Below are 24,368 nucleotides of genomic sequence, written 5' to 3'. Positions count from 1 at the left end.
CGACAACGTCCGCCCGGTCACGCGGCTTTGATCACGCGGAAACACGGGCCCCAACCTTTCGCTTGATCACGGCACGCGGTCTGCTAAAAAGAGTTACGTTTACGGAAACGTCAAAATTTATTCCATGGGAGGAAAAACATGGCATTGCCCGAAATCCTGACGAAGAAGCTGCGCATTCCTGTTGTTGGCGCGCCGCTGTTCATCATTTCGCATCCAGCGCTTGTGCTGGCGCAATGCAAGGCTGGCGTTGTCGGCTCCTTTCCGGCCCTTAATGCCCGTCCAGAGGCTCAACTCGACGAGTGGCTGGCCGAGATCACCGAGGGCCTGCGCGATCACGATGCCAAGAACCCGGATCGTCCCGCTGCGCCCTTCGCCGTCAACCAGATCGTCCACCGTTCCAACAAGCGGCTGGAACATGATCTGTCGATGTGCGTGAAATACAAGGTGCCGATTGTCATTTCCTCCCTTGGCGCGGTGCCCGAAGTCAACGAAGCCATCCACTCCTATGGCGGGATCGTGCTGCACGACATTATCAACAACCGCCATGCCAATTCGGCCATCCGCAAGGGTGCGGACGGGCTGATTGCCGTTGCTGCCGGTGCGGGCGGCCATGCGGGGCCGCTTTCGCCCTTCGCGCTCATTCAGGAAATCCGCGAATGGTTTGACGGGCCGCTGCTGCTCTCAGGCGCCATTGCCACCGGCAAGGCGGTGCTGGCGGCACAGGCGATGGGCGCTGACCTTGCCTATATCGGCTCGCCCTTCATCGCCACGACCGAAGCGCGGGCTGTCGATGGCTATAAGCAGATGATTGTCGATTCCGCCTCGTCGGATATCGTCTATTCCAATTATTTCACCGGCATTCCCGGCAATTACCTGAAGCCATCCATCACCAATTCAGGCATGGACCCGGATCACCTGCCGGAAGCCGATCCATCCAAGATGGATTTTGAAGCGGCAACCACAGGCGCCAAGGCGTGGAAAGACATCTGGGGTTGCGGTCAGGGCATCGGTGCCATCAAGGAAATCGTCGGCGCGGGCGATCTCGTTGACAGGCTGGAGCGCGAATATCGCGAGGCGAAAGCAAAACTCTGCGCCGCCTAGACCATCGTACTGTCCATTGGGGACGATGTTCTAACGCGGTGCATCCCTGTCGAGCGTGATCTGCATAAATGTCAGATCAAGCCATTTGCCGAATTTGGTGCCCACTTCAGGCATATGGCCAACGCTCTGAAAGCCCAATTTTTCATGCAGGCGAATGGATGCTTCGTTGCCGGATTCAATTCCGGCAACCATCACATGCTTGCCAAGCGCGCGGGCCCTGTCGATCAGCGCCAGCATCAGCCCCTTGCCAATGCCGCCGCCCTGCGCAGTCTTATCAACATAAACCGAATGCTCCACCGTGTGGCGATAACCATCAAAGGTGCGCCAATCGGCAAATGAGGCGTAGCCGGTGACATTTCCTGCCTCATCCACACTGACGAGCACCGGAAAACCCTTGGATTGCCTGTCCGCCATCCATGCCCTGCGGTTGGCAAGATCAACCTGCGTTTCGTTCCAGATTGCCAGTGTGTTCACCACCGCATCATTATAAATTTCGAGAATGGCAGGTAAATCGCCTTCACTGGCCTCACGCACAATCACAACTTGCATCCTTCCGGTCTGTCTACTATAGTTTCAATATGTCTCATAAAATAGATAATGTCGATGAGAAAATCGGCGCCCGCATCCGGATCGAGCGCGAGGCGCGCGGCTGGTCCCTGACGGAGCTTGCGGAAAAATCCGGTGTCTCGCGCGCCATGATCAACAAGGTGGAGCGCGGCCAGAGCAGCCCGACGGCCATGCTGATGGCGCGTTTTTCCGGTGCCTTTGGCCTGAGCATGTCAACGCTGATGGCGCGCGCCGAAATGCAGGAGGGACGCCTGTTGCGCCACAAGGACCAACCGCTGTGGATCGACCCGGACAGCGGCTATACCCGCCGCCATGTCTCCCCCGCCTCGGACCTGCCTGTGGATGTGGTGCATATAGACCTGCCGGCAAAGGCGCGGGTGGCGCTCCCCGCATCTTCTTATGTTTTCCAGCGGCACCTGATCTGGGTTTTGCACGGCATGCTCAGTTTTACCGAGGGTGAAACGTTTCATCAGATGGAACAGGGCGATTGCCTGGAACTTGGCGCCCCCAGCGACTGTGTGTTTGCCAATGAAACGGATGAGGCCTGCCGCTATGCGGTGATTGTGGTGAACACGCGGTAACGCAGATATTCGCGTGGGCATGTCGTGTGGTGCGTGGTTCGTGGTTCGACAAGCTCAGGAAGCTCACCATGAGGGAGAAGGGTGATGTAACGCTAATCGCAAGGGTCGCAGAATTTAGCTCCCCCACCCCACCCATCTCCGTCCTCGTGGGGTGGGACATACTTCCACCCGTCATCCTCGGGCTTGACCCGAGGACCCACAATTTAAAAGGAATCGAGCATCCGCATTCGTTTGACCTCCTTAGCGGTGGGTCCTCGGGTCAAGCCCGAGGATGACGGAGAGAGGTGGGGTGGGGGAGCTAAATTCTGCAACCTTGGCGATTAGCATTGCATCTCCAATCTCCCTCATGGTGAGCTTGCCGAAGAGCGAACCAAGAACCACCATCCCAATCAATATCCCCGCCCTCTTTCCACCGACAGGATTAACCGCCCTTGCACCCTTGCTAACAGGCAAAACACAACACCCCGATCCGGTTGTCCCACGCTGGAAGAAGCACAGAAATTTTAGCGGCTCGCCCTAAAAGCTGTTATGACGAGGCTTGCAATTCGGGTGCAATAACGCTATCAGGCGCGTCATCCTCCGGCGTGTTTTTGACGGGCCGGGCGCAAGGATCGGGAAGTCCCTTCCCCGCCGCTTTAGCTCAGTTGGTAGAGCACATCATTCGTAATGATGGGGTCCTCGGTTCGATTCCGGGAAGCGGCACCATTTTTCAGCATAATCTAACAGCCAGATGCATCGGCCAGCGACTCCTTAAGCCCTAGCATATTCCTGCAAGCAAGTTATGCATGATAATTACGCCAGATTAATCGTGGTGAAAGTCGGACCTACAGGATTATCTCTACCACCGGCATAGTCCAATTCAACTTAAACGCGGCGCTAAAACGATGAAAATAGCTGCATGAAGAAAACTCAAGTACCTTTTCAAAAATTCTTAATTATGGGAAAGTCTCTGGAACCAAGTACTCTTCCTAGGAAACCATTGGTATATTTACGTAGATCGTCATATTATATAAGATAATCTTGAAGCGCAGCGTTCATACGACGCCATTTACCACCAAAACCCTTGGTCGATACAGATCGTTCGGCTAGGTACTTCCCAATCTCGTAATTCAAGCATGATAGATACCTCGATATGCTTGCGAATGCGTTTAGCGGTTCGTTTGTCTTTGAATAGTCAAATCGCACGGTCGAGGAGTCAATTAATCCAAAATCTCGCAGTGTCTTCTGGATATAATCCCCCTTTTTAAGAGGATACCACACCCCGTACTTGTGCTGATAATTGATCTCATTGCGCATTGCGGATATCCAGACAGAGCTTCTGCTACCTAGTTTGATCGCATCAGCCACTTCTTTCGCGCCAGCCACAAACTGTGTTGCATCCGGCTGCTTTTTTAGGGTTGCATCTTCTGCGGCCGCCTCAATATACTTGATAAAGTATTTCCAAAAAGCCTCGTGAACACCCCCTTTTTCCGCCATGGGCTTGAGTGTGAGTATTGGGCTGGTATTCCGTTCAATCTGGTAGACATACGTTCCGGGCAATAGTCCAGCTTGGCTCGCATCATGAATTTTGATAAGATTATTAATGTTCCGAAGATCATCAGCATCAAAATTTACCACCCCCGCGCCTTGCGATCGAATGATTGCATGGGCGGAGAAAAACGCCGAATAATACAACTTCAACAATGGCCAACCGATGAGGTTGCTCTCCTTGTTTTCCATTATGTATATTGAAAAAGTTTCCAGACTTGCGAGAGAGAACCTTTCAAAATCGAAGGAAATGTATCTTATTAACTCCGCATTATTAAACCGCGATAATTCAATCTCTGCGACCCCATTCTTAGAGAAACTGATCTGATAAACTGCCGTTTCGAGAAATGACTTAATGCCGCCCACGGCTGCCAACTCTTGCCCGAGTCTTGGAAGCAACGCGCCTGTGAGACTAGCCAACAGTTCCGCCATTGGACTAAAGCGTCAGCTTGCTGATCAATCGATTATCGAGGTAATCGCGCAAAGCAGTCCAACTGGTACCAGGCGTCTCAAGCTTCTTTATAGGAAGGTTCACAAAGAGCGGTGAGATAATAGATTGAAAATTTGATGCCGAGTATTCTGCATCGTAACGATCGACAACGCGCTGCGCAATGGATCTAAAAACTCCCATAAATGCCCGAAATACGACGGGTTTAGCGAGAAGCGGGGCCGCTGTTTTTTTGGATAGCTCCGTCGAGATAGCAGAGATATACGCATTCATTATCCGATATATGTCACCGGACTCTCTCCCAGAGAAGATGGGCAACAGTGGTTTTACCGCGGCGTTGAAGGTCACTCGCGTAATTTTATTGCGAGCAGCCTCAGCTGCCGACATGTAGCCTGCCAAGCTACTGTCCATATCCTGATCAAAATGATCAAATACATCACGCAAAACCTCTTCAGCTTCGCTCTCTATCTCAGCAAGTTGTTTAATAGATAGAAGTAACTGTGCGGGTACGGGCCTCTGTTTTGTATTGATATCAATGAAAAGGCGTGTTTCTTCTTTTCGCGAAAGGCCATTATAAATAACGACTGGAACACGCAAGGATGTCTTGGCCTTTGAAAAGCCATAAACACGATGCTGTCCATCCAATATCAAAAAAGCAGCCGGAACATTATTAAATTCTAATGTTTTTCCTCGCCCGACTATCTTCAAGTCGGCTATAGGCTGCGCTGATAAGACTATTGAATTTGGAATCGTTCCAACGTCATTGTCGATATAGTTTGCGATCTCCAAAGCTCGTTTTTCATCAAGCTCCCGTTGGAATCCAAGTTTAGGGTCTTCTTTACGAGTAGTTACAGCACACGTAGCAGCTAACACAGCACTGGGAACAGTCAATGTATAGAATTGATGCTTGCCCTGCGTGACAAGACTTACGCTATACCGAAGACGATTTTCGTTAGCTAAATCAGCCTTATCACTTTTTACTGCATCAACCACTATAACTACCTCTATACAACTGATTAATACCAACAGTGGACAGCTAATCTAAATTTGATGGCAATTCCACTAACGCAACCTATACAATCGCTACTGTTAACTAGCCATTCTTTTTTCTAACAATAAGCACTGGTCACGATGAAGCCGGATTAAGAACCCGACGCGAACTCGGCATTGCCTACACACTCCAAGTTCGAAAACGCAAATCTAACCGATATGGCTGATCTCATATCCACTTGCTCCGGTGTTTCGTAGAGTCCCTAGAAGTGCAGTCCAACCATGTGCCAAAGTAGCAGATTAGATCGACCGTAGCATTGACATAACGAACTCTCTTACGTCTTGCATGCTTCCCCCCGTTCACCTCCCAGCATTTCCCATGTTTCCCATCGAAACCGGTCAAAATGGCCAGTCTTTAGGCTCTATAATCCCATTGCGGAGCGATCAGTGTCGACCGCAAAGACACCTCCTCACTTTAGGGAATTTGGCTGGCTGGCGTGCTTGCAAGGTAGGCAATCAATAGTTTGCGGCTAGTAGTCTCCTGACCGCCTTCCGCACGCGGTACCAATAGGTTTGTTCCGCTCCATCGCAGCGTCGCCATGCGCGTTGGTGACGGGCGAAAGCTTCGCTCTCGGGATCGCGGTGGTTGGCGATTATGTCTTCGGCAACGCTGTCAATTTCACCTGCAGGGATTAGTCGTGGCTCAATGGTGTCTTTCCATATAGTCCGCAGGACCAAGCTTATGAATATGAGCACTTGCCCGCCTAAGAACACGATCAAAAGCCAGCCCAAAATTTGAAGAATAAGATTAACTGCGAACATATAAGAACCAGAGATCAAGTTTCGACTGTTTCCAATGTTATACATCTTATTTTCAAGAATCCACAGTTCTTATCTATGGATTTAACAAGCTGCATGCCTCTCTTTCAGGACGCATGGAACTTCAACTCCTCTTCGGCGCAAATGTGCGTCATCACCGCAAAGCAAAGGGCTGGACGCTTGAGCATCTGGCTGAATTGGTCGGTGTATCCCAAGAGACGATCGGCAAGATCGAGCGGGGAAAAGCCGCGCCGCTTTTTGACACCGCTGATAAGATCGCGTCAGCACTCAATGTGCCGACGCCGGTGCTGTTTGGGGCTGGCACCGTGCCGGGTACAGGCGAGCGTGCGCGGCTTCTGACGGATATTCATCGAACACTTTCGCGCATGAATGATGAACAGCTTGATCGCGCTGCCAAAATGCTCAAAGCGTTTATGGGGTAATCTGGCATGGGCGATGGCCGTGCCAAACCATGCCTCCGCCGCTAGCCACGCGCTGACTATTTTGTCAGTTTGGCAAGCTGGGTGGTGACGATTGTGCTGAACAGCTCAGGATCGCCCAAAGCCCTTGCCGAGAGCATTGCCCCATGGACCGATGCCAGCAGCATCTGGGCCTCATCCTCGGGCTGCCTGTTCAACCGGAACAGGCCCTGCTCCGCTCCGGCGCGCAGCACGGAGGTAAGCCATGCCGCAAGACTGTGAAAATGGCTGCGAACGCGGGAGGCGACCTCATCGGGGAGCATCTGCATCTCCCCAGCCAGCATCGCACAGACGCAGAAGGGTTGCGAGGCATCGCGAATGCATGTCTGCCAGTAGTTCAGATAGGATTGCAGCTGTTCAGCGGGGCTTGCGACCTGCTCACGCAGCGCATTCAGGCCAGCTTCCGCCTGCCGCCTGTAGCGATCCACCAGCACCGCGACCAGCTCAGCCTTTGCCGGGAAATGGTGGTGAATGCTCGCCTTGCGGATGCCGATTGCCGCCGAGATATCGGCATAGCTGAAACCGTTATAGCCTCCCGCAACGATGAGGGACTGGGCGACATCAAGAATCTTTTCTGACGTGGAAGCCGTTGATTTCATAGCGCCACCTACCTTCTGGTAGGCTGGATGTCAAGCCTCGCCAGCGCTTGCGCTTCTCACAATGTGGTGTTTGGGCAGCAGGTTGACTCTGCGGCTCAACCTTCCTACTGGTAGGTAGATTTTAACAGGGAATTTACCGATGCAAAGCCAATCTTCAACCCAGTCCAATTGGCTGTGGTCCTATTATCTCACACGCGCCTTATTCTCGGTCGCCTGGGTTGCCGCCGCCATTCTCTTCAGCGCGCAGGCCAATCTCGTCGCGCTTCTGCTCGTCATCTATCCGGCATGGGATGCCCTTGCCAATCTGGTTGACGCCAAGAGCAATGGCGGCTTGCAAGCCAACCGGTCTCAGGCGTTGAATGTCGCGGTCAGCACCGTAACGACACTCGCCGTCATCGCCGCTGTCAGCAGCAGCATGTATGCGGTTCTGGCCGTATTCGGCGTCTGGGCGATCTTTTCGGGTCTGCTGCAGCTCAATACGGGGGTAAAGCGCTGGCGCTCCTACGGCGCGCAATGGGCGATGATCCTGAGCGGCGCGCAGTCCGCCCTCGCTGGCGGCTTCATGATCAGCCGGTCCATTGGCGATGTTGCACCGACAATTCTGGACATTGCTCCCTATGCGGCGTTCGGCGCGTTCTACTTCCTGCTATCCGCAGTCTGGCTAGTCGTCACTGCCTATCGCAAAGCGGAGGCGTAAGCGCTGCATCGCTTTACCGACCCTACAGCCGCGCCGCCCGCGCGGCTGTCATTGCCATGCGGCGACGGTTCATTGTAAATATCCGGGTAAATATCCGGCCTGTTTGCTTTTGGAGGAGACGCAGCATGGACCAGTTCACCGGCGGTTGCCTGTGCGGTAGCGTGCGCATTGTGGCTTCGGGACGACCTTACCGGGTTGGCCTTTGTCACTGCCTCGACTGCCGCAAGCATCATGGGGCGCTTTTTCACGCCTCGGCTATATTCCCTCAGGATGCGGTGACAATCGAGGGCGAAACCCGTGATTATGCCGGGCGGTTTTTCTGCCCGCGCTGCGGTTCACCTGTTTTCGCCCGCAGTGCAGACGAAATCGAAGTGAATCTGGGATCGCTTGATGCCCCCGACCAGTTCATACCAACCTATGAACTTTGGACTATCAGGCGCGAATCCTGGTTGCCGCCATTTCCACTGGCAAAACGATATGAGCGCGATCGCGAGTCCACCAGCCGCTCCGAAGAGTAGGGCGCGCGAACGGGCCGATCCTTACCGTTATCTCTTGCGCGCCACGATATAAGGTCTGCTGTCGTTGCGGTTCGTAGCGTGGATTTCGCTGGCAAGAACATCGAACCCTGCCTCGCTGACAAACGCAGTCAATTCTGCCATCCCGAAAATGCCGGCATAGGGAGCCTTGCCAATAGCGCGCATCACAGGCACGGCCAGCCGGATAAGCGGGTTCATTTCCCCGACACAAGGGGTTTTGGAGATGAACAGGCTTTTTGCGTCTAGAAGGGCATGGATGTTGCGCAACGTGCCGGGCAGGTCGCGCACCAGATGCTACGCGCAAAGACAGGAACTGGAAATACGTATTGATACCTATGAAACCGCACAGGGAATGTCAGCGCGCCATCGGACTAAATCGCCTTTAGTCAAACAACCGCCGCCTGATCGCTTTACGCACACGGAGCAAATAGGTCTGCTGCCCTCCATCACCGCGACGCCACGCGCGTTGATGGCGGGCAAAGGCTTCCCTTTCAGGGTCTGGGTAACTGGCGATAATGTCTTCGGCAGCGTGGTTTATTTTGGTGGATGGGATCAAGCGCGGCTCAATTTCATCCTCCCAGATCATCCACAGAACCAAGCTGATGAATAGAATCAGCTGACTGCCGAAGAAGACCAATAAAAGCAAAGCCACACCTTGGAAAATCATATCCCACATTGCCATCCTCACATCGAGATCGAATGTAGATTATAATCAACACATCCAAAATGAAAGCGCATTTTGTCGACTATAGTCCGTTGGACTATCATCTACAGTGATGATCATTCCACGCGATGGAAAACGTTCGCGGAATTCTGGCGCGCAATGTCAGGCTTGGCAGACAGAAGTTGCAGCTTTCCCAGGAAGAGCTTGCAGCCCAGGCAAATATTGACAGAACGTACATATCCGGCATCGAGCGTGAAACACGCAACCCAACCATTACGATTGTCGCCAAGATCGCGGTCGTGCTTGAAACCACAACGGCCACACTGCTCACCAGCCATCCTTAAAAACCGGGCCCATGAATGGCGGGTAGCTCGGCCATGCTGAAGATGCTGAAAGCATTTATGGGATAGAGCACGATCCTTTATCCCGGACTGCGCCGCCAAAGCACCGGATTGTCACACGATCTCACAACAGGTTCACACATCCCATCCATAACTGCATGCTCCACCCGCCGTTCGAAATAGGCTTCCGGCCAGCCGATATCCGCAAGGATATGGTCAGGAAGCTCATTGATATGCCGGTACGTACGCGCCGCGCGCCAGTGGCTCGCCAGCCTGAAAAAGAAAGACGCAATATCAGCCATATCGGCCTCCATCATTTTGGTTTCCTGAGTTGCGTGGGTTTGGCGGGGGCGAGTTTCACCCCCCTCTGCCCTGTCGGGCATCTCCCCCACAAGGGGGGAGATCAGCCTTCAATACGGCCTTTGCGAAATCTGAAACGTTTCCTGTTGTGCAATGGCGTTCATGCCAATTTGATTTTCCCCTGTGGGGGGTCCGAAGGACGGGCGAGACCCGTGGCTCGCCCCGGTAGTCCGACAGGGCAGAGGGGGGGGGGGGGGTGAATGCTGACGGTACCCGCCCCTGCCCCGTCCTTGCCGGCTGCATCCTCACGCGGATTTTGCTGTCGCTTCGCGCAGCTTGTCGGCGCATTCCTCGCAGCAGACTTCGACTGTTTGGTCGCCGATTTTGACTTCAATGACGGTTGCCTCAAGCTTGTCATCACAGACAGCACAGGTTCTCTCAGCCATGATTTTTCTCCTTTTTGCCCGCCAATCGGGCATAGCAAGGAGACCACTACGGACAATTGGCCGCTATCGAGATCTTTAGCTGTTTTTGGGATTGGCCGATTGCGCAAAGGCGGTTGGCGAGCGGCCATAGGCCTGCCGGAAGGCTGCCGTGAAGTGGCTGTGGCTGGAAAAACCCAAATCCAGCGCAAGGGCGGAAAGGTCGTCATAGCCAGCCAGAAGATCAAGCGCGCGGGCAAGGCGCAGACGCAGGTGATAGCGATAGAGCGGAATGCCTTCGACCTGCTGGAACACCTGTGTGAGGTACACAGGCGAGCCGCCGATTTCCCCGGCGATTTCAGCCAGCGTCCAGCGACGGGACAGATCACTTGCCAGAAGCACTTTGACCCGGTCCGCCAGACGGCTACGGGCAAAGGTGGCGCTGGGCGCGTGCGAGGTGCGCGGTCCAAGACTACGGGCCACCAATGTGAGCAGCAGGCTTTCGGCCTCCAATGGTTCTATCGTGGCGTTTTCCAGATGATGGCGCAGCAGCGCGACCAGCGCCTGCGCACGCGGATCAATGCGCTGATGCTGGCTGCGGAAACCAAATTCGCCGCGCTTCTTGAGAAGGGACGCCGGGGCCAATTCCTGCAGGACAGTTTCGGACAGCGTTATCGACAGGCTTGAGTCACCGCCGCCAACGGGGTGGCTAACCTGATAGCCATCGCCCGCATTGAAAAACAGGACATGGTTGGCGTCGGCCACCGCCTGCTCGCTGCCGACATGCCTGATATAGAGCCCGCGATAGGGGAAGACGAGATGGGTGGCGGACGTACACTCTTCGGCGCTGCGATGGCGGCAATTGCCATGGCAGCGCACATTGCTCAGGGACACGACATCCGTATCCAGCAATGCGCTGACTTCAAATTCGGGCATGGCTGCCACGTTACAAACGTCATTCATCGAAGTTCAATCCCGTTCCGGAACGGACGAATAGTACCGCATGGCTCCTGACATCCTCCTGTCAGGTGCGTTCGTGCGGACATGGGTTGAGCACATTTAAGGCAGTTTATTGGGGATAAGGCCATGTTTGCCTCGATATTGCCACGTTATGGAATAACTGCTCGCGGACGATAAAAATGGCCTACGGGACCTGATGACGCGATCAAGCGCAGAACAGACAACTGAACCTGCAATCGACGAGAAGTTTGGCGCCACAAGCCAGATCTCGCGCATCATACGCTTTTCATTTTTCACCCACGCACGCTTTATGGTTGCAATCTTACTGGCCGCGATTGCGTCTGCCGGCATGTTCGCAGGCATTCTGACTGTGATGGGCAAGCGCCCGCCAGTCGCACTTGCCACGGCGACGCCTGCCCGGCGGCAGCCGGAGGCTGCTCCGAAAGGTGACCGTTTACCACCACCGGCTGTCGCGCAGGCGATCCCCGTAGCCAAGGTGATTGAAAGCCAGGCAGATGGTTCCACCGAAAAATTCGCCTACCATCAGGTGAAAATTGGTGCAGACACTGACGTGCCAAAACAAGGTAGCCCCGGCCATAGCACCGTCCTTAAACAACGGTTCGCCCGCGCTGGCGGCGACCCGTTCAAGGCTATCCTGACAGAAAAGGCCAAGACGGCGAAAACCGCTGTCATGCCGGTGGCGCTGGCAAGCCTTGGTGAAGAGCGCATTCTTGTGCGCGGAACACCTGTCAATGTCAGTACATCGAAGGTACAGCCAGCGCCTGCCGTCGAGCAGGTGGTTGCGCTGCCCACCAAAGACGGCGATATCAACAATCTGCTCGCCGCAGCCAATATGACCAGCGAAGACCGTGTCGCGTTGCAGACTGCGCTGAGTGCCAGCAATGATCAATCGCCAGAGCGGATCGAGTTGCTTCTGGAAAAGGCGCCGCACAAGGACGCCCCGGAACGGCTGCTTATGGCACGGCTCTTCCGGCATGACAGTCCGCCTGATGATCTTGGGCGCGACGATGGTGGCATCCTCCAGCGCGTCAACAACCCACGGCTGTATGAGCGGCTGGCGCATGATGCACATGCGGCCGGTATTGATGCCGCAAACCCTGACACCACCACGGATGAGCGGGCACAGGCCGCCGAGAAGGAATTTCCAGCGGCCATGCAGCAACTGGAAAAACTGAACGTTCCCGCCCGTATGGCGGCGCGGATTCTGGAGCTTGCCAAGGAAAACGGCATCAAACTCACTGATGCCGCCCTGCTCGACCAGTCCGTCGAGCTTGTTTTCCGCACCAATGAAAAAGGCGAATCCGAGCCGATTGCCGTCACCTTCAACATGAAGGACAAGACGAAGCGGTTTTATCATTACCGCGCAGCACCGGGAAACAAGGCGGAATTTTTTGATGAGGACGGCCAGTCCGCTTCCAAAACGCTGATGAAAAATCCGGTACCGAACGGACGCCTCGGCGATGGTTTTGCCTGGCGCACCCACCCGATTTTGAAAGTGCGCAAGCATCACAATGGTGTGGACTATGCGGCGCCTTTCGGCTCACCCATTCTTGCGGCTGGCGATGGCGAAGTGGTGCTGATCTCATTTGAGCCGGGCTACGGCAAATATGTCCGCATCAAACATGATGGCGGGTTTTTCACAACCTATTCGCATATTTCGCGCACACCACCGTCGCTGAAAGTCGGCCAGCGCGTCAGTCAGGGTCAGGTGATTGCCTATATTGGTTCCACCGGTCTTTCCACCGGCCCACACCTCTATTACGAGCTGCGGATGGGCGATAAATATTACGACCCGACTGCCACCCAACTACCTGCGGGTACTGATCTGGAAGGCGACCGGCTCGACGATTTTCGCAAGCAGATCAGGCATGTCAACAATATCGAAAACTATATCGGCGCACGCATCGCCAATGCTTTTGCGCCGCAGGATGATGGCCGGGTACAAACTGCCATTCATTAGAACTGACCGGCCAATGCCAGTCAGTCCTGTTGTTTTTGGCGCTTAATGAGCACCCACTTCACTATCGAGATGCGCCATCTGCGCGGCGGCGTAACGATCGCCAGCCGCCGCGCCTTTCGGCACGGCCTGTTCGATGCGGTCAAGATCGTCCTTTGTCAGGACCACATCAAGCGCACCCAGCGCTTCACTCAATCGGTCGCGTAGGCGGGCGCCGACAACCGGAATAATGTCATCGCCCTGTGCCACAACCCAGGCTATGGCAATCTGCGCAACCGTCACTCCCTTGGCCGCCGCGATCTTCTGCAAGGCATCAACCAGAGCCAAATTCCGGTCGACGTTCTCGCCCTGAAAACGTGGGCTGTGGCTGCGGAAATCCGTTGGACCGGTGGCATTTTTTTGCCAATGGCCGCTGATAAGGCCGCGTGACAGGACGCCGTAAGCGGTAATACCAATGCCAAGTTCGCGGCAGGTTGCAAGAATGCGATCTTCGACACTGCGCGAAATCAGCGAATATTCGATCTGAAGATCGACAATCGGATGGACGGCAGCGGCGCGGCGGATGGTTTCCGGGCCAACTTCCGACAGGCCGATATGTTTGACAAAACCGGCTTGCACCAGTTCGGCAATGGCACCAATCGTCTCTTCAATCGGCACATTCGGATCGAGGCGGGCCGGACGGTAAATATCGATATAGTCAACACCGAGCCGTTGCAGCGAATAGGAAAGCGCCGTTTTGACAGCGGCGGGTCTGGCATCAAAGCCTATCCAGCCGCCCGCCGGATCGCGCTGCGCACCAAACTTGACGCTGAGAACGGCATCGTCGCGCTTTGTACCCTTGAGGGCTTCGCTGATCAGCATCTCGTTATGGCCCATATTGTAGAAATCGCCAGTATCGAGCAGGTTAATACCCGCCTCGAGTGCTGCGTGAATGGTTGCAATGCTCTCGGCTCGATCTGAAGGACCGTATATGCCGGACATGCCCATGCAACCGAGGCCCAAAGCGGAAACTTGCGGGCCGGTTGCACCAAGTGGACGAATTTGCATCGTATCGAACTCCTTTTTGCTGCCGCACACCATGCGGCAGGTAGGGCTCTTATAAACCGGAGTGGTTTGTGCGATAATCCAGTTCATTATGCACGGGTTGTACGGAAAATCGGACAATGACTGAACCCAATCTCAGCGATCTTGATGCGCTTGTGGCCGTGGCCAGTTCACGCAGCTTTCGCGGCGCGGCGAAGTTGCGCGGTGTATCCGCCTCCTCGCTGAGCGATGCTATCAGGCGTCTGGAGGAACGCGTCGGCGTTCGTCTGCTCAACCGCACCACGCGCAGCGTGACACCGACGGAGGCGGGCACGCGGCTGCTTGAGCGGCTGACGCCTGCATTGGGTGAAATCACCGGAGCGCTTGACGCACTCAACAGTTTTCGCGACAGCCCGACGGGAACATTGAAGCTCAATGTTCCCGGCATTGTGGCGCAGCGCGTCCTGTCGCCAATTGTGAACGCGTTTCTCACTGCTTATCCAGGCATCACGCTTGAAGTATCCACCAATGACACATTTATCGATGTGCTTGCCGCAGGTTTTGATGCGGGTATCCGCTACGATGAAAGCATTGAACTTGACATGATCGCCGTGCCGATCGGCCCGCGCAGGCAGCGCTTTATTTGTGTTGCAGCGCCCGCCTATATCGAAAAACATGGCGCGCCACGGCATCCGAAGGATTTGCTGGAACATGCTTGCATACGTCACCGCTTTGCCAGCGGCGCGGTCGCATCCTGGGAGTTTGAGCGGGATGGCGAACTGGTCAAGGTCAATCCAACAGGGCCATTGATCGCCTCCACCATGGAGCTTGAATATGGTGCAGCAATAGCGGGGCTGGGTATTATCTGCACATTCGAAGAGTTTCTGCAGGAGGGGCTCGCAAGCGGCGCATTGCTGCCTGTCATGCCAGAATGGTGGCAGAGTTTTTCCGGACCTTTTCTCTATTATCCAAGCCGCAACCACATGCCCACGCCGCTGCGCGCTTTTGTTGATTTTATCAAATCCGGCAGAGACCAGAGAACTTAGGCATCCTCGCCAATAACCGCATGCGGCGTAAGCCCCACAAGGCGCGTATACAGCTCTGGATCTGTGGCACCCTCCGTGTTGACGATGAAGACGCGCGAACGGCTATCAAGATGAATGGCCTCACGCATCGTCTGATCTCCTGCGACAGCAAATAACCCCGCAAGACCGGCGCCCCCACTTTCCCCGGCAACAACAGGCGTATCATTGCCCAGCGGCCGGGCCAGCTGGTTCATGGCAAGGACGGCACCTTCTTCTTCCACCGTCATAAACGCATCGGCAGCACGGGTAAGAACCCGCCACGCCACGGGCGAAGGTTCATAACATTCAAGCATCGCCATGACGGTTGCTTCGCCATGGGCAATTTTCACCACCTCGCCCGCCGCCGCACTGGCAAAGATGCAGGCCGCGCGTGCAGGCTCGACCACGATAAAGGTGGGACGCCTGTCACCGAAGAGAAGCGCCAGATGCCCTGCCAAAGCCGCAGCCACACCGCCAACGCCTGCCTGCACGAATACATGGGTCGGCAGTTCAGGCAGATCGCGCAATGCTTCGCGTATGATGGCTGTGTATCCTTGCATCACCAGCCCGGGAATACGCTCATAACCCGGCCAGGACGTATCGGATACGATGGTCCAGCCCTTCGCTTCACTTCCCCGCGCCGACTCGCGAATGGAATCATCATAGGTGCCATCCACCCGGATCATCTCGGCACCATAACGGGCAATGGCAGCCACCCTTTCATCGCTCACTCCGGCATGGACGAAAATCGCCGATTTTGCGCCGACAAGCTGCGCACCTGCTGCAACCGACTTGCCGTGATTGCCATCTGTCGCGCATCCGAAGGTCATGCGACTGGCTATGGCCCGCACCTGTTGCGTATGAAGTTCGCTGACATCAACGATCCGCCCGAGCTGGCGATTGGCTTCCTCAAGCACAAGCCGGATGACGGCGTAGGAACCGCCCAGTGCTTTGAAACTCCCAAGACCAAGACGCTGCCCCTCATCCTTGACGTGGAGCGCTGCAATGCCAAGTTCTGCGGCAAGGGCTGGCAATGCATGCAGTGGCGTCGGCATATGATTGTCGCGATAGGATAAAAACCGCTCAACCTCCTTGGCTGCCTCTGCACCAAGCGTCTGCGCATCGGTTATATCGAGCGGTTTGTTATGATCGGGGTGCTGGTTGAGGATCAGCATTGCTCTTTCACTCCTGTAATCGACGTATTTATATTGCGATACAGGTGATAAAAGCGCTCTGATTTGACCCTGCTTGTGCAAGTTTGTTTCGTGAAAGACATCCAATGGCAAAGAAATCATTGATAGGGCGAAATGATCTCGATCATTTCGATCTCGCGATCCTCGACATTCTGCAAAGGGATAATACCACGCCGCAGCGGATTATTGGCGAGGCGGTCAATCTGTCCGCGCCAGCTGTGCAGCGCCGTATCAAACGCATGGAGGAAACGGGCATTATTCAGGCAAATATCGCCGTGCTTGATCCTGCAAAGGTGGGGCAACCCATCACGCTTTTTGTCGAAGTTGAGGTCGAGAGCGAGCGTATCGACCTGATTGACGCGGCCAAAAGGAGCTTTGCTGCTGCCGCGGAGGTACAGCAGTGCTACTATGTAACCGGCGAGGCTGATTTTATTCTGGTGGTCATTGTTGCCAGCATGACCGAATATGAAGCCCTGACCCGCAGACTGTTCTTCGGCAATCATAACGTCAAACGGTTCCGCACTGTCGTGGTGATGGACCGCGTCAAGACAGGAATGACCATCCCATTGACGTAAGAGCGGCGCGATATTGATTGCGCTAAAACCAGAGGGCCTTATTCGGCCTCTTCATCATCTTCGTCCTCGTCATCGGACTCAATCACGTCCCATATAAAGGCGTGCAAACGCTCCTCGATGCTTTTTCTGGAAGCACCGGCTTTTTCCATCTCGCGCTTGATTTTCAGGAACTGAGCCTTGTCCTCGGGCGAGAGGTATTTTGCGGCGTTTTCGAGCGATGACAATGAACTGGACATGCGCGGCTCATACCTTCTCAAGCACGACAATGGAAGCAGGATATCACGACAGCCCTAGTTGTCGATGAAATCGCGCTCAAGCTTGTTATGGCCTGACGGATCGAGCCCGTGTCCTAGCGCTTAATGCAGTGGCAACCCGTACAGAAATCTTCGGTTTTCAAAAAAATTTCGAGGCAATGTAGAATCGGGCTTGGCTCGAACGTCCTAGGGCTACAAGCCACATTTGAAGGGATGGAACCATCATGAAACGCTCAATATTCAAGGCAATCGCCGGCGCGCTGTTCATCGCAGCCGCAATACCGCTGGCGCATGCACAGGATGCGGCAAAGTCCGCCTATGCCGAAGTCAATGGCATGAAAATGTATTACGAGGTTTCCGGAAGCGGCGATCCGCTCATTGTGCTGCATGGCGCCTATATGAATATTCCATCGATGGGCAAGATCATCCCGATGCTGGCCAAAAACCACCAAGTCTATGCGCTGGAGTTTCAGGGCCACGGACGCACCAATGATATTGACCGGCCGATCACCTATGCAAACCTCGCCGACGATACCGCCGCGTTCATGGATGCCGTGGGTGTCAAGAAAGCCGATGTCTTCGGCTATTCCATGGGTGCCGGCGCCGGACTGCAACTTGCCATCCGTCATCCGGATAAGGTGACGCGGCTGGTGGCGGCTTCCACTGCCTATGACGCCGAGGGTTTTCAGCCTGAATACAAGGCTTTCATTCCGCAGATGAGTGTCGAGATGTTCGTGGGAATGCCGTTTGCTCAGGAATATCGCAAGCTGGCTGCCAATCCTGATGGTTTTCCCGCCCTCGTCAAAAAGCTGATCGCACTTGAACATGAGCCGATGGCATGGGGAACGGATGTCAATGCGGTCAAAGCGCCGGTACTGATTATCACTGCTGATGCCGACGTGACGACACTGGAACACTCCGTGGCTCTGTTCCGGCTGCTTGGTGGCGGCGCGATGGGCGATATGGGCAAGCCACTGTCGGCCTCGCGACTTGCCGTCATGCCCGCCACCTCACATACCGCAATCATCGCGCAACCGGAATTGCTGGAAGCCTTTGTGGAACCCTTCCTGAAAGATGAAACGCCGAAGGGCATGTTCCAGTAGGCCCATCTTCAACTGTTGACTTTCTGCCAGGCGCTGGATGGATCATACCAACATCCATTCAGCGCCTGCATGTATGATCTTTGCAAGTTCACGAGCTGCGAAGCAATATTATGTTTATTTCGAAAAGGTGGTTCGTCACGAACTTTGACGTCACTTAAAGCATTATTTTGCACTTTTGTCGGCATTAACACCATATGGCAAGCACATATCGGTAATATTGAAAACCCAACCGCACTGATAATAATCTCTAACGTGTATAAGAAAAACTTCTTGCTGTTTAATTTGATATTATATTCAATGAATGCTGCTCTATGGATATTTTATACTCGTATGAAACCGGATCATTTTTGCAACTGCGGAGAGAGTCGTGGCAACCATTACGTGGACTGGTAATGCCGGTGACAATCTTTGGCTTAACCCTGCCAATTGGTCGTCGGGCGACACTCCTAGCTCACTAGACACGGTGGTTATCAACACGCAATCTTTGGGCGCAAACGGTCCACGGGGTTGGGGCCCGACGATCGGCGGCCTTGTTTTGGGTCCGAACACGACTTTGAGTGTCTATGGCGGCCCTGCAACTGCTTCACTTGACATAGGTACTGTAGGAACAGGAGCTATTTCCGGCGGGGTGATATATGCATTCAACGGCAAAATTACAGCTGGAACTGGTGTGACATCCGCATCCGGAGTCGTGGTCCTCGACCAGAACGCGTCGTACCGGTGGGATGGCATCAACTCGACCCAAACGATCCGCATGCACTATCACCCATATCTGGGTGTACCTGTCTCTCCCAACGTCACCTTTGCCTTTTCAACCCAATTTGACGGAACAATAGAGAACTTTTACGCGACCAACATCATCACATATGCCGGAACCGGAACTGTAACCGGTATGACCTTAAACGGGCACACCGTGACCTACACAACAACAGCGGGGAGCTACACTCTCACCTTTGGCAATGATGTAAACGTCGCAGATCTGATCTTCAATTCAGGTACCGGGAGTATCACGACACTCCAAGTGGACCCCAATGTACCCTGTTTCACTCCAGGAACACTGATCCGGACGGAGCGCGGCGATATCGCGGTCGAAACGCTCGACGTTGGAGATATGGTGGTCACGGCCTCCGGCGAGCATCGCCCGATCATCTGGTTGGGCCATCACACCATGAAACGTGACGGATCAGCCGAGTTTCAGTCCGCCTGCCCCGTCCGCATTCAGGCCGGAGCCTTTGGCGACCAGATGCCCTATGCTGATTTGTGGCTTTCTCCCGGTCATGCCGTCTGCGTGCGCATTCTCGACGAGGTGCTTATCCCSGYGGGCTATCTCATCAATGGCGCAACCATCGCACAGGTCGATGTCGATGAAGTCACCTATTGGCATGTCGAACTCGGCAGCCACGATATTCTTCTCGCCAATGGCCTGCCRACGGAAAGCTATCTCGATTGCGGCAGCCGYGCATGGTTTGAGGRAAGCCACGGTGTGACTGACCCGGATCGCAAACTTGGCAGCCCGGCGGATTATTGCCGGCCCCTGATCCTTGACGGGCTGATCGTCGAAGCGGTGGCGAGCCGGTTGCGGGCACGGGCGGAACTGCTCGGCTGGACCAAAACCACCGATATGGACATCCATATCGTGGCYGAYGGCRTGCGGATTGAACCGGATMTTGATGAGGGACTGGCRCGCTTYCTSATMCCRGTGCGTGCCCGCGACGTGCGGCTTGTATCGGAGACATTCATTCCGGCCGAATGGTCCGACAGCGGYGATGAGCGCAGGCTCGGCATTTCCATCAATAGGCTTCACATCAATGACGGCTTGCGCTGCAGCAAGGATATCGACCTTAACGATCCCCGGCTTGATGACGGTYTTCACTATCCGGAGAGCGAAAACGGCAAATCATGGCGATGGACCAACGGTTCACTGAAGCTGCCAAGCGAGCTGTGGGCCGATTGCCGAACCCACGTCTTTCTGCGCGTGACCATGGATTCAGGCGGCAGTCCGCATTGGGTGGCAGGGTCGAAAACCAGACCACCGCGCGCCGAACCTGTTGATGCAAACCAAACCAACATCGTCCCGCTGCGGGCCGCATAATCTTTGTTTTGAATGCCCTCAGCCAAGTCAAGCGGACGCTGCCATGAGCTGTGATTGCTCAAACTCTACAGGAGTCATTCTGCCGAAAAGTTCGATCAACGCAATGATGCGCCCAGCATTTGTCACTTCCTCCACAATCCCTTCAAAACGAAGCGAATGGATTGCCGGAATCCGTGACGAATACGTCCAATCCTACTGGAAAGCGCTTGGCCAAGTTTGACTTTTCATTTGCCTCTTCCTCTTTGCGATGGATGCGAGCAGCACGAGTGTCGTCGAATGCCATATCGATATCTGCAAGGAAGATTGTCTCAACGCTATCGGCTGAGACACGCACAGGGTTGGCGAACAGCATATCGAGCGCAAACGCGATCCATAAAACGCATCAGGCAGTTGATCTGGAGAGTGTCAGGCAGGTCGATGAAGCGCGTATAATTGGTCGTCCGCGGATAAGGGATCGGAACAAATAAGCGTCAAAAGTCTAAACTCCCTTTTCAGATGAGTCTGAACTTTCAATCAAACTGACCGCTAAATATTTGAAATGATGGCGATCCCGGCTGGATTCGAACCAGCGACCGTCGGCTTAGAAGGCCGGTGCTCTATCCAGCTGAGCTACGGGACCAGCTTTTGAACCGGCGATTACAGTATCGCCGGGAAATCCGAACAAAATGYAAACAGTCAGTGAGTCCAGGGCTGCTTGCGATCAAAGCGGAAGTTTTCCGAATAGGAAACCACACGCCGTCTGGTTTCCTTCGGTTCCTGCACAGAATAGGCAATGCCGTTCTTCTGTGCGTAAGCGATTGCCTCTTCCTTCGTCTCGAACGACAGGCGAATCTGGCTCTTCATATCGCCGGATGACGTGTAGCCCATCAGCGGCTCAACCTTGCGTGGCTGTTCCGGCTCGAACTCAAGCATCCAGCCATCGGTTTTGGCCTTGCCTGATTGCATTGCTGTTTTTGCGGGGCTGTAAATACGTGCTGCCATCAGAAAAAATCCCTTTGTCTGAAATCCCGATATAGTACAGGCTTCGGTTCAGTACCAGCAGCATCATTAGTCAAAGTGGTCGGAGCGGCAGGATTCGAACCTGCGACCCTCTGGTCCCAAACCAGATGCGCTACCAGGCTGCGCTACGCTCCGTTCCAACTTGAACGTTGTGTGCAATAGAGAGTCGGAACCGGGAAAGCAATAGCCAGAAATAGGAAAACTTATGAAAATCGCATAATTGCTGTGCAGGCGTGAAATAGGGCCGAAAAGCCGCATGCAAAATCCTGCTGATTTGCCCTTTGCCTTGAAATCGCACACCAAATTGTAATCATTGTTGCGACTCAGGCCCGAGTTTTCATACTCCGCCGCGACTGCCGGCTTATATCTCCTCTCCTCTATAGATCGAATGTCGCCTGCCCTTCATCAATCGCAGTCACAACACTGGCAGCCAGCGTACGGGTGATTTTTGATTTTTTCTCCAGCGCGGCGCGATCAAGCTTATCGACAATGCGGCTGGCTGTGGAAAGCGAACGCTCGATATGGCTGACGAGGAAGCTGATGACATTGGGGTCAACGGCGATCTGCCGGTCGGCAAAGAGCTTGTAGAGCACCCCTGATAGCAGCATATCATCAGGCTCACCGATCTCCACCGTTGTTGCCGCCTTCAGGCGTGAGGCCAGATCAGGCAGTTTTACCGGCCAGTTGGCGGGCCAGCGGCGCGAGGTCATGAGCAAGCTTGAGCCACTCTGGCGCACCGTATTGATGAGATGGAACAGACCAGCCTCGTCAATTGGGCCATCGCCGATGTTATCGATGAGAAATGGTCCGCTTTTACCCGATGCGTCGCCGATATGCGCCGCGTCAATGACTGTGGCATCCGAATCGGCCTTCCAGACGGCGGCAAGATGGGTTTTGCCCGATCCCGTCGGTCCGGCCAGAATAACGACCGGGGAAATCCACTCCGGCCAGCGATCAACAATATCCACCGCCGCCATGTTGGAGGCGGTGACGATCAGATCGTCGCGCGAATATCCCGGCTCATGGCCAAGATCGAGCGGCAGTTGTCGCGGTGTATCGGTCATAGCCAGTGAAATACAGTCAATGCCGCCCTGATGTCACCGGATTTCTTTGGATTGTTCGATTTTGCGGGGATCGCCTGTGTAGAGCGGGGATTGCCGGTAGCGACTGATGATAAAGCGCACGAGAACACCCATGGCCGCAGCTGTTGGCACGGCAATCAGCATCCCGGTAAAGCCCAGAAGTGAACCGAAGGCAAACAGCGCAAACATCAACCAGACCGGATGCAACCCGACCGAGGAGCCAACGAGTTTCGGCTGGAGAATGTTGCCTTCAAAGAACTGGCCGATGAAGAACACGACAGCAACCGCGCCCACATAGAAATAGTCGGGCCAGAACTGCACCAGCGCCACGCCAATGGCCAGCACCAGTCCAACCAGCGAACCGACATAGGGAATAAAGCTGATAAGACCGGCGAAAAGGCCGATCAACAGTCCGAAGTTCAAACCGACGATGGTGAGGCCCACGGCATAGATCATGCCGAGAAGCAGGCACACCGTGCCCTGCCCGCGCACGAAGCCGGCAATGGCCTTGTTCATGTCATTGGCGATATCGCGCACGGTCTGGACATGATCGCGCGGGGTAAGGTTGTCGATGCTCTGCACCATGCGGTCCCAGTCGAGCAGCATGTAGAAAGCCACAACCGGGGTTACGACGAAGAGCGCTGCAACGTCGATTAGCGTCTTGCCCGAACTCCAGATCGACTGGAGCAGAGTGGAAAGGAAGCCCGCGCCCTGCTGCAACAGCGAATCGAGACTGTTGCGGATGACGGAAGCATCAACGCCGATAAAATCCTTCAGCCATTGCGAATCGCGGTTGGCGATCAATTCCTGCAAGCGCGCCACATAGCTTGGCAGACGGGCGATGAAATCAGTCATCTGCGAGGCAAGGATAGGCACAAGGATCATCAGCAGCAGCGCGAAGGTCACCACAAACAGGATCAGGATCACGATTGTTGCGACAAGGCGCGACATGCCCAGGCGTTCCAGCCGGTCGGCAACAGGATCAAGGAAGTAGGCGAGAACAAGTCCGGCCACAAAGGGCAGCAGAATGGACGAGAAGATGTAGAGAAAAAGAGCCAGGAACACGACAGCGCCGGTCCAGAAAACCGCCTGACGGCGCACGCTGCCAGCGAGCGTGTTCACCTGCACATCGACGTGGATGTCCTGCTCGGCCGGTGTGATCGTCTTGGTCTTACTTACGGATTTGCTCATAGCCTGCCATGTGTTTTGTCCATGCCACGAGATAGGCAGTGGAGGACGCTGCGGTCAAGAGTGCAACCACCCATACCAGAATCATCCGGCCTGCGCCGAACGAAAATTCGAATGTCATATCTGCCAGCGTGAAGGCCACCAATATGATCTGCAGGGCCGTATTTGCCTTGGAGACAAGAAGCGGGCGCATTTCCACCGGATTGGCCATCACCGTCGAGAGCAGCACGGCCCCTATAATGAGGATATCGCGCGAAACAACGATGACAACCAGCCAGACCGGCAATTCATTCAGGAAACCGAGAACGACAAACAGCGTCACCAGCAGCAATTTATCGGCGATGGGATCAAGATAGGCACCAAGTTCCGTGCGCTGGTTGTAGCGGCGGGCAATATAGCCATCCACACCATCGGACACACCCGCCACGACAAAACCGATCAGCGCCGTGGCGACATAACCGGAAAGCAACGCCATGACGATGAAAGGCACAAGAATGAAGCGGAAGATGGTGATGTAATTGGGAATTGTCACGCTATCGGCTTCCTCGCATTTTCTTATGTTTATCGGTCTGGTTCGTAGTTCGTGGTTCGACAAGCTCACCATGAGGGAGAGTGTGGATGCAACGCTAATCGCCGACATCGCAGAACTTAACTCCCTAACACCCGCCCATCTCCGTCATCCTCGGGCTTGACCCGAGGACCCACGGCAAGAAAATCAAACAAGCCTGAATGCTCGACGCTTTTACATTGTGGGTCCTCGGGTCAAGCCCGAGGATGACGGAGAGT

General features: G+C 54.6%; 26 protein-coding genes, 3 tRNA genes and 2 pseudogenes. 12 read left to right on the top strand and 19 right to left on the bottom strand.

Annotated elements, in window-relative coordinates:
• The first annotated feature begins 138 nt into the window (after positions 1 to 138).
• Positions 139 to 1,101 carry an NAD(P)H-dependent flavin oxidoreductase gene (locus tag AB4Y96_RS22875; RefSeq protein WP_441920115.1) on the top strand — a complete coding sequence of 321 codons (963 nt, stop codon included), beginning with the start codon at positions 139 to 141 and terminating at the stop codon, positions 1,099 to 1,101.
• Between the two features lie 30 nt (positions 1,102 to 1,131).
• Here the strand turns inward: AB4Y96_RS22875 and AB4Y96_RS22870 are convergent, their stop codons facing one another.
• On the bottom strand, positions 1,132 to 1,641 hold the full coding sequence (locus tag AB4Y96_RS22870) for a GNAT family N-acetyltransferase (protein WP_441920113.1): 510 nt from the start codon (positions 1,639 to 1,641) through the stop codon (positions 1,132 to 1,134).
• Between the two features lie 38 nt (positions 1,642 to 1,679).
• Here AB4Y96_RS22870 and AB4Y96_RS22865 point away from each other — a divergent pair, with 38 nt between their 5' ends.
• Entirely contained in the window at positions 1,680 to 2,249 is a 570-nt protein-coding gene (locus AB4Y96_RS22865) for a helix-turn-helix domain-containing protein (RefSeq protein ID WP_441920111.1), read from the top strand.
• Positions 2,250 to 2,878: 629 nt separating this feature from the next.
• Positions 2,879 to 2,954, top strand: a tRNA-Thr gene (locus AB4Y96_RS22860).
• A gap of 300 nt (positions 2,955 to 3,254) precedes the next feature.
• On the opposite strand, the gene AB4Y96_RS22855 is transcribed toward AB4Y96_RS22860, so the two are convergent.
• From AB4Y96_RS22855 to AB4Y96_RS22845, 3 genes are all read right to left on the bottom strand, one after another.
• Complete coding sequence (locus tag AB4Y96_RS22855) at positions 3,255 to 4,196, bottom strand: hypothetical protein (protein WP_441920110.1); 942 nt, start codon at positions 4,194 to 4,196, stop codon at positions 3,255 to 3,257.
• A 16-nt stretch (positions 4,197 to 4,212) separates the two neighbouring features.
• On the bottom strand, positions 4,213 to 5,217 hold the full coding sequence (locus tag AB4Y96_RS22850; protein WP_441920109.1) for a DGQHR domain-containing protein: 1,005 nt from the start codon (positions 5,215 to 5,217) through the stop codon (positions 4,213 to 4,215).
• Between the two features lie 513 nt (positions 5,218 to 5,730).
• A complete protein-coding gene (locus AB4Y96_RS22845; RefSeq protein ID WP_441920149.1) occupies positions 5,731 to 6,036 on the bottom strand; it encodes a hypothetical protein in 306 nt (101 codons plus the stop codon).
• Between the two features lie 113 nt (positions 6,037 to 6,149).
• Between AB4Y96_RS22845 and AB4Y96_RS22840 the strand changes: the two are divergent.
• Positions 6,150 to 6,326: pseudogene (locus AB4Y96_RS22840) on the top strand (helix-turn-helix domain-containing protein); the annotation flags it as partial.
• Between the two features lie 206 nt (positions 6,327 to 6,532).
• On the opposite strand, the gene AB4Y96_RS22835 reads toward AB4Y96_RS22840, so the two are convergent.
• On the bottom strand, positions 6,533 to 7,111 hold the full coding sequence (locus tag AB4Y96_RS22835) for a TetR/AcrR family transcriptional regulator (protein ID WP_441920108.1): 579 nt from the start codon (positions 7,109 to 7,111) through the stop codon (positions 6,533 to 6,535).
• 139 nt (positions 7,112 to 7,250) lie between these two features.
• Between AB4Y96_RS22835 and AB4Y96_RS22830 the strand changes: the two genes are divergently transcribed.
• Together AB4Y96_RS22830 and AB4Y96_RS22825 are read left to right on the top strand one after the other, a co-directional pair.
• Positions 7,251 to 7,808, top strand: a complete 558-nt coding sequence (locus AB4Y96_RS22830; RefSeq protein ID WP_441920106.1) for a DUF308 domain-containing protein — start codon at positions 7,251 to 7,253, stop codon at positions 7,806 to 7,808.
• 125 nt (positions 7,809 to 7,933) lie between these two features.
• Positions 7,934 to 8,326, top strand: coding sequence for a GFA family protein (locus tag AB4Y96_RS22825; protein WP_091886410.1), 393 nt, complete (start codon positions 7,934 to 7,936; stop codon positions 8,324 to 8,326).
• Positions 8,327 to 8,353: 27 nt separating this feature from the next.
• Here AB4Y96_RS22825 and AB4Y96_RS22820 read toward each other — a convergent pair.
• Together AB4Y96_RS22820 and AB4Y96_RS22815 are read right to left on the bottom strand one after the other, a co-directional pair.
• Positions 8,354 to 8,638, bottom strand: a pseudogene (locus AB4Y96_RS22820) (SAM-dependent methyltransferase); the annotation flags it as partial.
• An 88-nt stretch (positions 8,639 to 8,726) separates the two neighbouring features.
• On the bottom strand, positions 8,727 to 9,020 hold the full coding sequence (locus AB4Y96_RS22815) for a hypothetical protein (protein WP_441920104.1): 294 nt from the start codon (positions 9,018 to 9,020) through the stop codon (positions 8,727 to 8,729).
• Between the two features lie 116 nt (positions 9,021 to 9,136).
• Between AB4Y96_RS22815 and AB4Y96_RS22810 the strand changes: the two genes are divergently transcribed.
• The gene (locus tag AB4Y96_RS22810) at positions 9,137 to 9,352 is read left to right on the top strand and encodes a helix-turn-helix domain-containing protein (protein WP_441920102.1); all 216 of its coding nucleotides are present in this window, start codon (positions 9,137 to 9,139) and stop codon (positions 9,350 to 9,352) included.
• Positions 9,353 to 9,429: 77 nt separating this feature from the next.
• Here AB4Y96_RS22810 and AB4Y96_RS22805 read toward each other — a convergent pair whose 3' ends face one another.
• The 3 genes from AB4Y96_RS22805 to AB4Y96_RS22795 all read right to left on the bottom strand — a co-directional run bounded on the left by AB4Y96_RS22805 (position 9,430) and on the right by AB4Y96_RS22795 (position 11,007).
• Entirely contained in the window at positions 9,430 to 9,666 is a 237-nt protein-coding gene (locus AB4Y96_RS22805) for a DUF1127 domain-containing protein (protein WP_175540747.1), read from the bottom strand.
• A gap of 288 nt (positions 9,667 to 9,954) precedes the next feature.
• Positions 9,955 to 10,095 carry a hypothetical protein gene (locus AB4Y96_RS22800; protein WP_175540748.1) on the bottom strand — a complete coding sequence of 47 codons (141 nt, stop codon included), beginning with the start codon at positions 10,093 to 10,095 and terminating at the stop codon, positions 9,955 to 9,957.
• A 75-nt stretch (positions 10,096 to 10,170) separates the two neighbouring features.
• Positions 10,171 to 11,007 carry a helix-turn-helix domain-containing protein gene (locus tag AB4Y96_RS22795; protein ID WP_441920148.1) on the bottom strand — a complete coding sequence of 279 codons (837 nt, stop codon included), beginning with the start codon at positions 11,005 to 11,007 and terminating at the stop codon, positions 10,171 to 10,173.
• Positions 11,008 to 11,227: 220 nt separating this feature from the next.
• Between AB4Y96_RS22795 and AB4Y96_RS22790 the strand changes: the two genes are divergently transcribed.
• Complete coding sequence (locus AB4Y96_RS22790; RefSeq protein WP_441920101.1) at positions 11,228 to 13,012, top strand: M23 family metallopeptidase; 1,785 nt, start codon at positions 11,228 to 11,230, stop codon at positions 13,010 to 13,012.
• Positions 13,013 to 13,054: 42 nt separating this feature from the next.
• Here AB4Y96_RS22790 and AB4Y96_RS22785 read toward each other — a convergent pair whose 3' ends face one another.
• Positions 13,055 to 14,056, bottom strand: a complete 1,002-nt coding sequence (locus tag AB4Y96_RS22785; protein WP_441920099.1) for an aldo/keto reductase — start codon at positions 14,054 to 14,056, stop codon at positions 13,055 to 13,057.
• Positions 14,057 to 14,172: 116 nt separating this feature from the next.
• Between AB4Y96_RS22785 and AB4Y96_RS22780 the strand changes: the two genes are divergently transcribed.
• The gene (locus AB4Y96_RS22780; RefSeq protein WP_441920097.1) at positions 14,173 to 15,078 is read left to right on the top strand and encodes a LysR family transcriptional regulator; all 906 of its coding nucleotides are present in this window, start codon (positions 14,173 to 14,175) and stop codon (positions 15,076 to 15,078) included.
• On the opposite strand, the gene AB4Y96_RS22775 is transcribed toward AB4Y96_RS22780, so the two are convergent.
• Positions 15,075 to 16,271, bottom strand: a complete 1,197-nt coding sequence (locus AB4Y96_RS22775; protein ID WP_441920095.1) for a diaminopropionate ammonia-lyase — start codon at positions 16,269 to 16,271, stop codon at positions 15,075 to 15,077. The genes AB4Y96_RS22780 and AB4Y96_RS22775 overlap by 4 nt on opposite strands.
• Positions 16,272 to 16,375: 104 nt before the next feature.
• On the opposite strand from AB4Y96_RS22775, the gene AB4Y96_RS22770 reads away from it, so the two are divergent.
• Positions 16,376 to 16,864: an Lrp/AsnC family transcriptional regulator gene (locus AB4Y96_RS22770; RefSeq protein ID WP_441920093.1), complete on the top strand. Its 489-nt coding sequence runs from the start codon at positions 16,376 to 16,378 to the stop codon at positions 16,862 to 16,864.
• A gap of 38 nt (positions 16,865 to 16,902) precedes the next feature.
• Here AB4Y96_RS22770 and AB4Y96_RS22765 read toward each other — a convergent pair whose 3' ends face one another.
• A complete protein-coding gene (locus AB4Y96_RS22765) occupies positions 16,903 to 17,100 on the bottom strand; it encodes a hypothetical protein (RefSeq protein WP_091886431.1) in 198 nt (65 codons plus the stop codon).
• A 242-nt stretch (positions 17,101 to 17,342) separates the two neighbouring features.
• Between AB4Y96_RS22765 and AB4Y96_RS22760 the strand changes: the two genes are divergently transcribed.
• Both AB4Y96_RS22760 and AB4Y96_RS22755 read left to right on the top strand, forming a co-directional pair.
• On the top strand, positions 17,343 to 18,221 hold the full coding sequence (locus AB4Y96_RS22760) for an alpha/beta fold hydrolase (protein WP_441920091.1): 879 nt from the start codon (positions 17,343 to 17,345) through the stop codon (positions 18,219 to 18,221).
• 367 nt (positions 18,222 to 18,588) lie between these two features.
• Positions 18,589 to 20,313, top strand: coding sequence for a Hint domain-containing protein (locus AB4Y96_RS22755; protein ID WP_441920089.1), 1,725 nt, complete (start codon positions 18,589 to 18,591; stop codon positions 20,311 to 20,313).
• A 542-nt stretch (positions 20,314 to 20,855) separates the two neighbouring features.
• Here AB4Y96_RS22755 and AB4Y96_RS22750 read toward each other — a convergent pair.
• The 6 genes from AB4Y96_RS22750 to AB4Y96_RS22725 form a co-directional block, all read right to left on the bottom strand.
• A tRNA-Arg gene (locus tag AB4Y96_RS22750) sits at positions 20,856 to 20,932 on the bottom strand.
• 56 nt (positions 20,933 to 20,988) lie between these two features.
• Positions 20,989 to 21,294, bottom strand: a complete 306-nt coding sequence (locus AB4Y96_RS22745) for an ETC complex I subunit (RefSeq protein ID WP_091880282.1) — start codon at positions 21,292 to 21,294, stop codon at positions 20,989 to 20,991.
• Positions 21,295 to 21,370: 76 nt separating this feature from the next.
• Positions 21,371 to 21,447 (bottom strand) — tRNA-Pro (locus AB4Y96_RS22740).
• Positions 21,448 to 21,689: 242 nt separating this feature from the next.
• A complete protein-coding gene (gene hdaA, locus AB4Y96_RS22735) occupies positions 21,690 to 22,388 on the bottom strand; it encodes a DnaA regulatory inactivator HdaA (RefSeq protein WP_441920147.1) in 699 nt (232 codons plus the stop codon).
• Between the two features lie 21 nt (positions 22,389 to 22,409).
• The gene (locus AB4Y96_RS22730) at positions 22,410 to 23,522 is read right to left on the bottom strand and encodes an AI-2E family transporter (RefSeq protein ID WP_091881109.1); all 1,113 of its coding nucleotides are present in this window, start codon (positions 23,520 to 23,522) and stop codon (positions 22,410 to 22,412) included.
• Positions 23,523 to 23,565: 43 nt separating this feature from the next.
• Positions 23,566 to 24,114: a CDP-alcohol phosphatidyltransferase family protein gene (locus tag AB4Y96_RS22725; protein ID WP_441920087.1), complete on the bottom strand. Its 549-nt coding sequence runs from the start codon at positions 24,112 to 24,114 to the stop codon at positions 23,566 to 23,568.
• Positions 24,115 to 24,368: the final 254 nt, after the last annotated feature.

It is taken from the genome of Phyllobacterium sp. TAF24 (genome assembly GCF_052113785.1).
Lineage (GTDB): Bacteria > Pseudomonadota > Alphaproteobacteria > Rhizobiales > Rhizobiaceae > Phyllobacterium.
The sequence above is the reverse complement of the archived record's forward strand: the minus strand, read 5'-3'. Positions and strand labels throughout refer to the sequence as shown.

What these genes read in the sequence shown, in the direction of transcription:
- AB4Y96_RS22830 (WP_441920106.1), top strand. Translation starts at nt 7,251, where the DNA reads ATGCAAAGCCAATCTTCAACCCAGTCCAATTGGCTGTGGTCCTATTAT.
- AB4Y96_RS22775 (WP_441920095.1), bottom strand. Translation starts at nt 16,271, where the DNA reads ATGCTGATCCTCAACCAGCACCCCGATCATAACAAACCGCTCGATATA.
- AB4Y96_RS22790 (WP_441920101.1), top strand. Translation starts at nt 11,228, where the DNA reads ATGACGCGATCAAGCGCAGAACAGACAACTGAACCTGCAATCGACGAG.
- AB4Y96_RS22745 (WP_091880282.1), bottom strand. Translation starts at nt 21,294, where the DNA reads ATGGCAGCACGTATTTACAGCCCCGCAAAAACAGCAATGCAATCAGGC.
- AB4Y96_RS22865 (WP_441920111.1), top strand. Translation starts at nt 1,680, where the DNA reads ATGTCTCATAAAATAGATAATGTCGATGAGAAAATCGGCGCCCGCATC.
- AB4Y96_RS22770 (WP_441920093.1), top strand. Translation starts at nt 16,376, where the DNA reads ATGGCAAAGAAATCATTGATAGGGCGAAATGATCTCGATCATTTCGAT.
- AB4Y96_RS22835 (WP_441920108.1), bottom strand. Translation starts at nt 7,111, where the DNA reads ATGAAATCAACGGCTTCCACGTCAGAAAAGATTCTTGATGTCGCCCAG.
- AB4Y96_RS22810 (WP_441920102.1), top strand. Translation starts at nt 9,137, where the DNA reads ATGGAAAACGTTCGCGGAATTCTGGCGCGCAATGTCAGGCTTGGCAGA.
- AB4Y96_RS22800 (WP_175540748.1), bottom strand. Translation starts at nt 10,095, where the DNA reads ATGGCTGAGAGAACCTGTGCTGTCTGTGATGACAAGCTTGAGGCAACC.
- AB4Y96_RS22765 (WP_091886431.1), bottom strand. Translation starts at nt 17,100, where the DNA reads ATGTCCAGTTCATTGTCATCGCTCGAAAACGCCGCAAAATACCTCTCG.
- AB4Y96_RS22805 (WP_175540747.1), bottom strand. Translation starts at nt 9,666, where the DNA reads ATGATGGAGGCCGATATGGCTGATATTGCGTCTTTCTTTTTCAGGCTG.
- AB4Y96_RS22845 (WP_441920149.1), bottom strand. Translation starts at nt 6,036, where the DNA reads ATGTTCGCAGTTAATCTTATTCTTCAAATTTTGGGCTGGCTTTTGATC.
- AB4Y96_RS22875 (WP_441920115.1), top strand. Translation starts at nt 139, where the DNA reads ATGGCATTGCCCGAAATCCTGACGAAGAAGCTGCGCATTCCTGTTGTT.
- AB4Y96_RS22795 (WP_441920148.1), bottom strand. Translation starts at nt 11,007, where the DNA reads ATGCCCGAATTTGAAGTCAGCGCATTGCTGGATACGGATGTCGTGTCC.
- AB4Y96_RS22780 (WP_441920097.1), top strand. Translation starts at nt 14,173, where the DNA reads ATGACTGAACCCAATCTCAGCGATCTTGATGCGCTTGTGGCCGTGGCC.
- AB4Y96_RS22785 (WP_441920099.1), bottom strand. Translation starts at nt 14,056, where the DNA reads ATGCAAATTCGTCCACTTGGTGCAACCGGCCCGCAAGTTTCCGCTTTG.
- AB4Y96_RS22760 (WP_441920091.1), top strand. Translation starts at nt 17,343, where the DNA reads ATGAAACGCTCAATATTCAAGGCAATCGCCGGCGCGCTGTTCATCGCA.
- AB4Y96_RS22815 (WP_441920104.1), bottom strand. Translation starts at nt 9,020, where the DNA reads ATGTGGGATATGATTTTCCAAGGTGTGGCTTTGCTTTTATTGGTCTTC.
- AB4Y96_RS22825 (WP_091886410.1), top strand. Translation starts at nt 7,934, where the DNA reads ATGGACCAGTTCACCGGCGGTTGCCTGTGCGGTAGCGTGCGCATTGTG.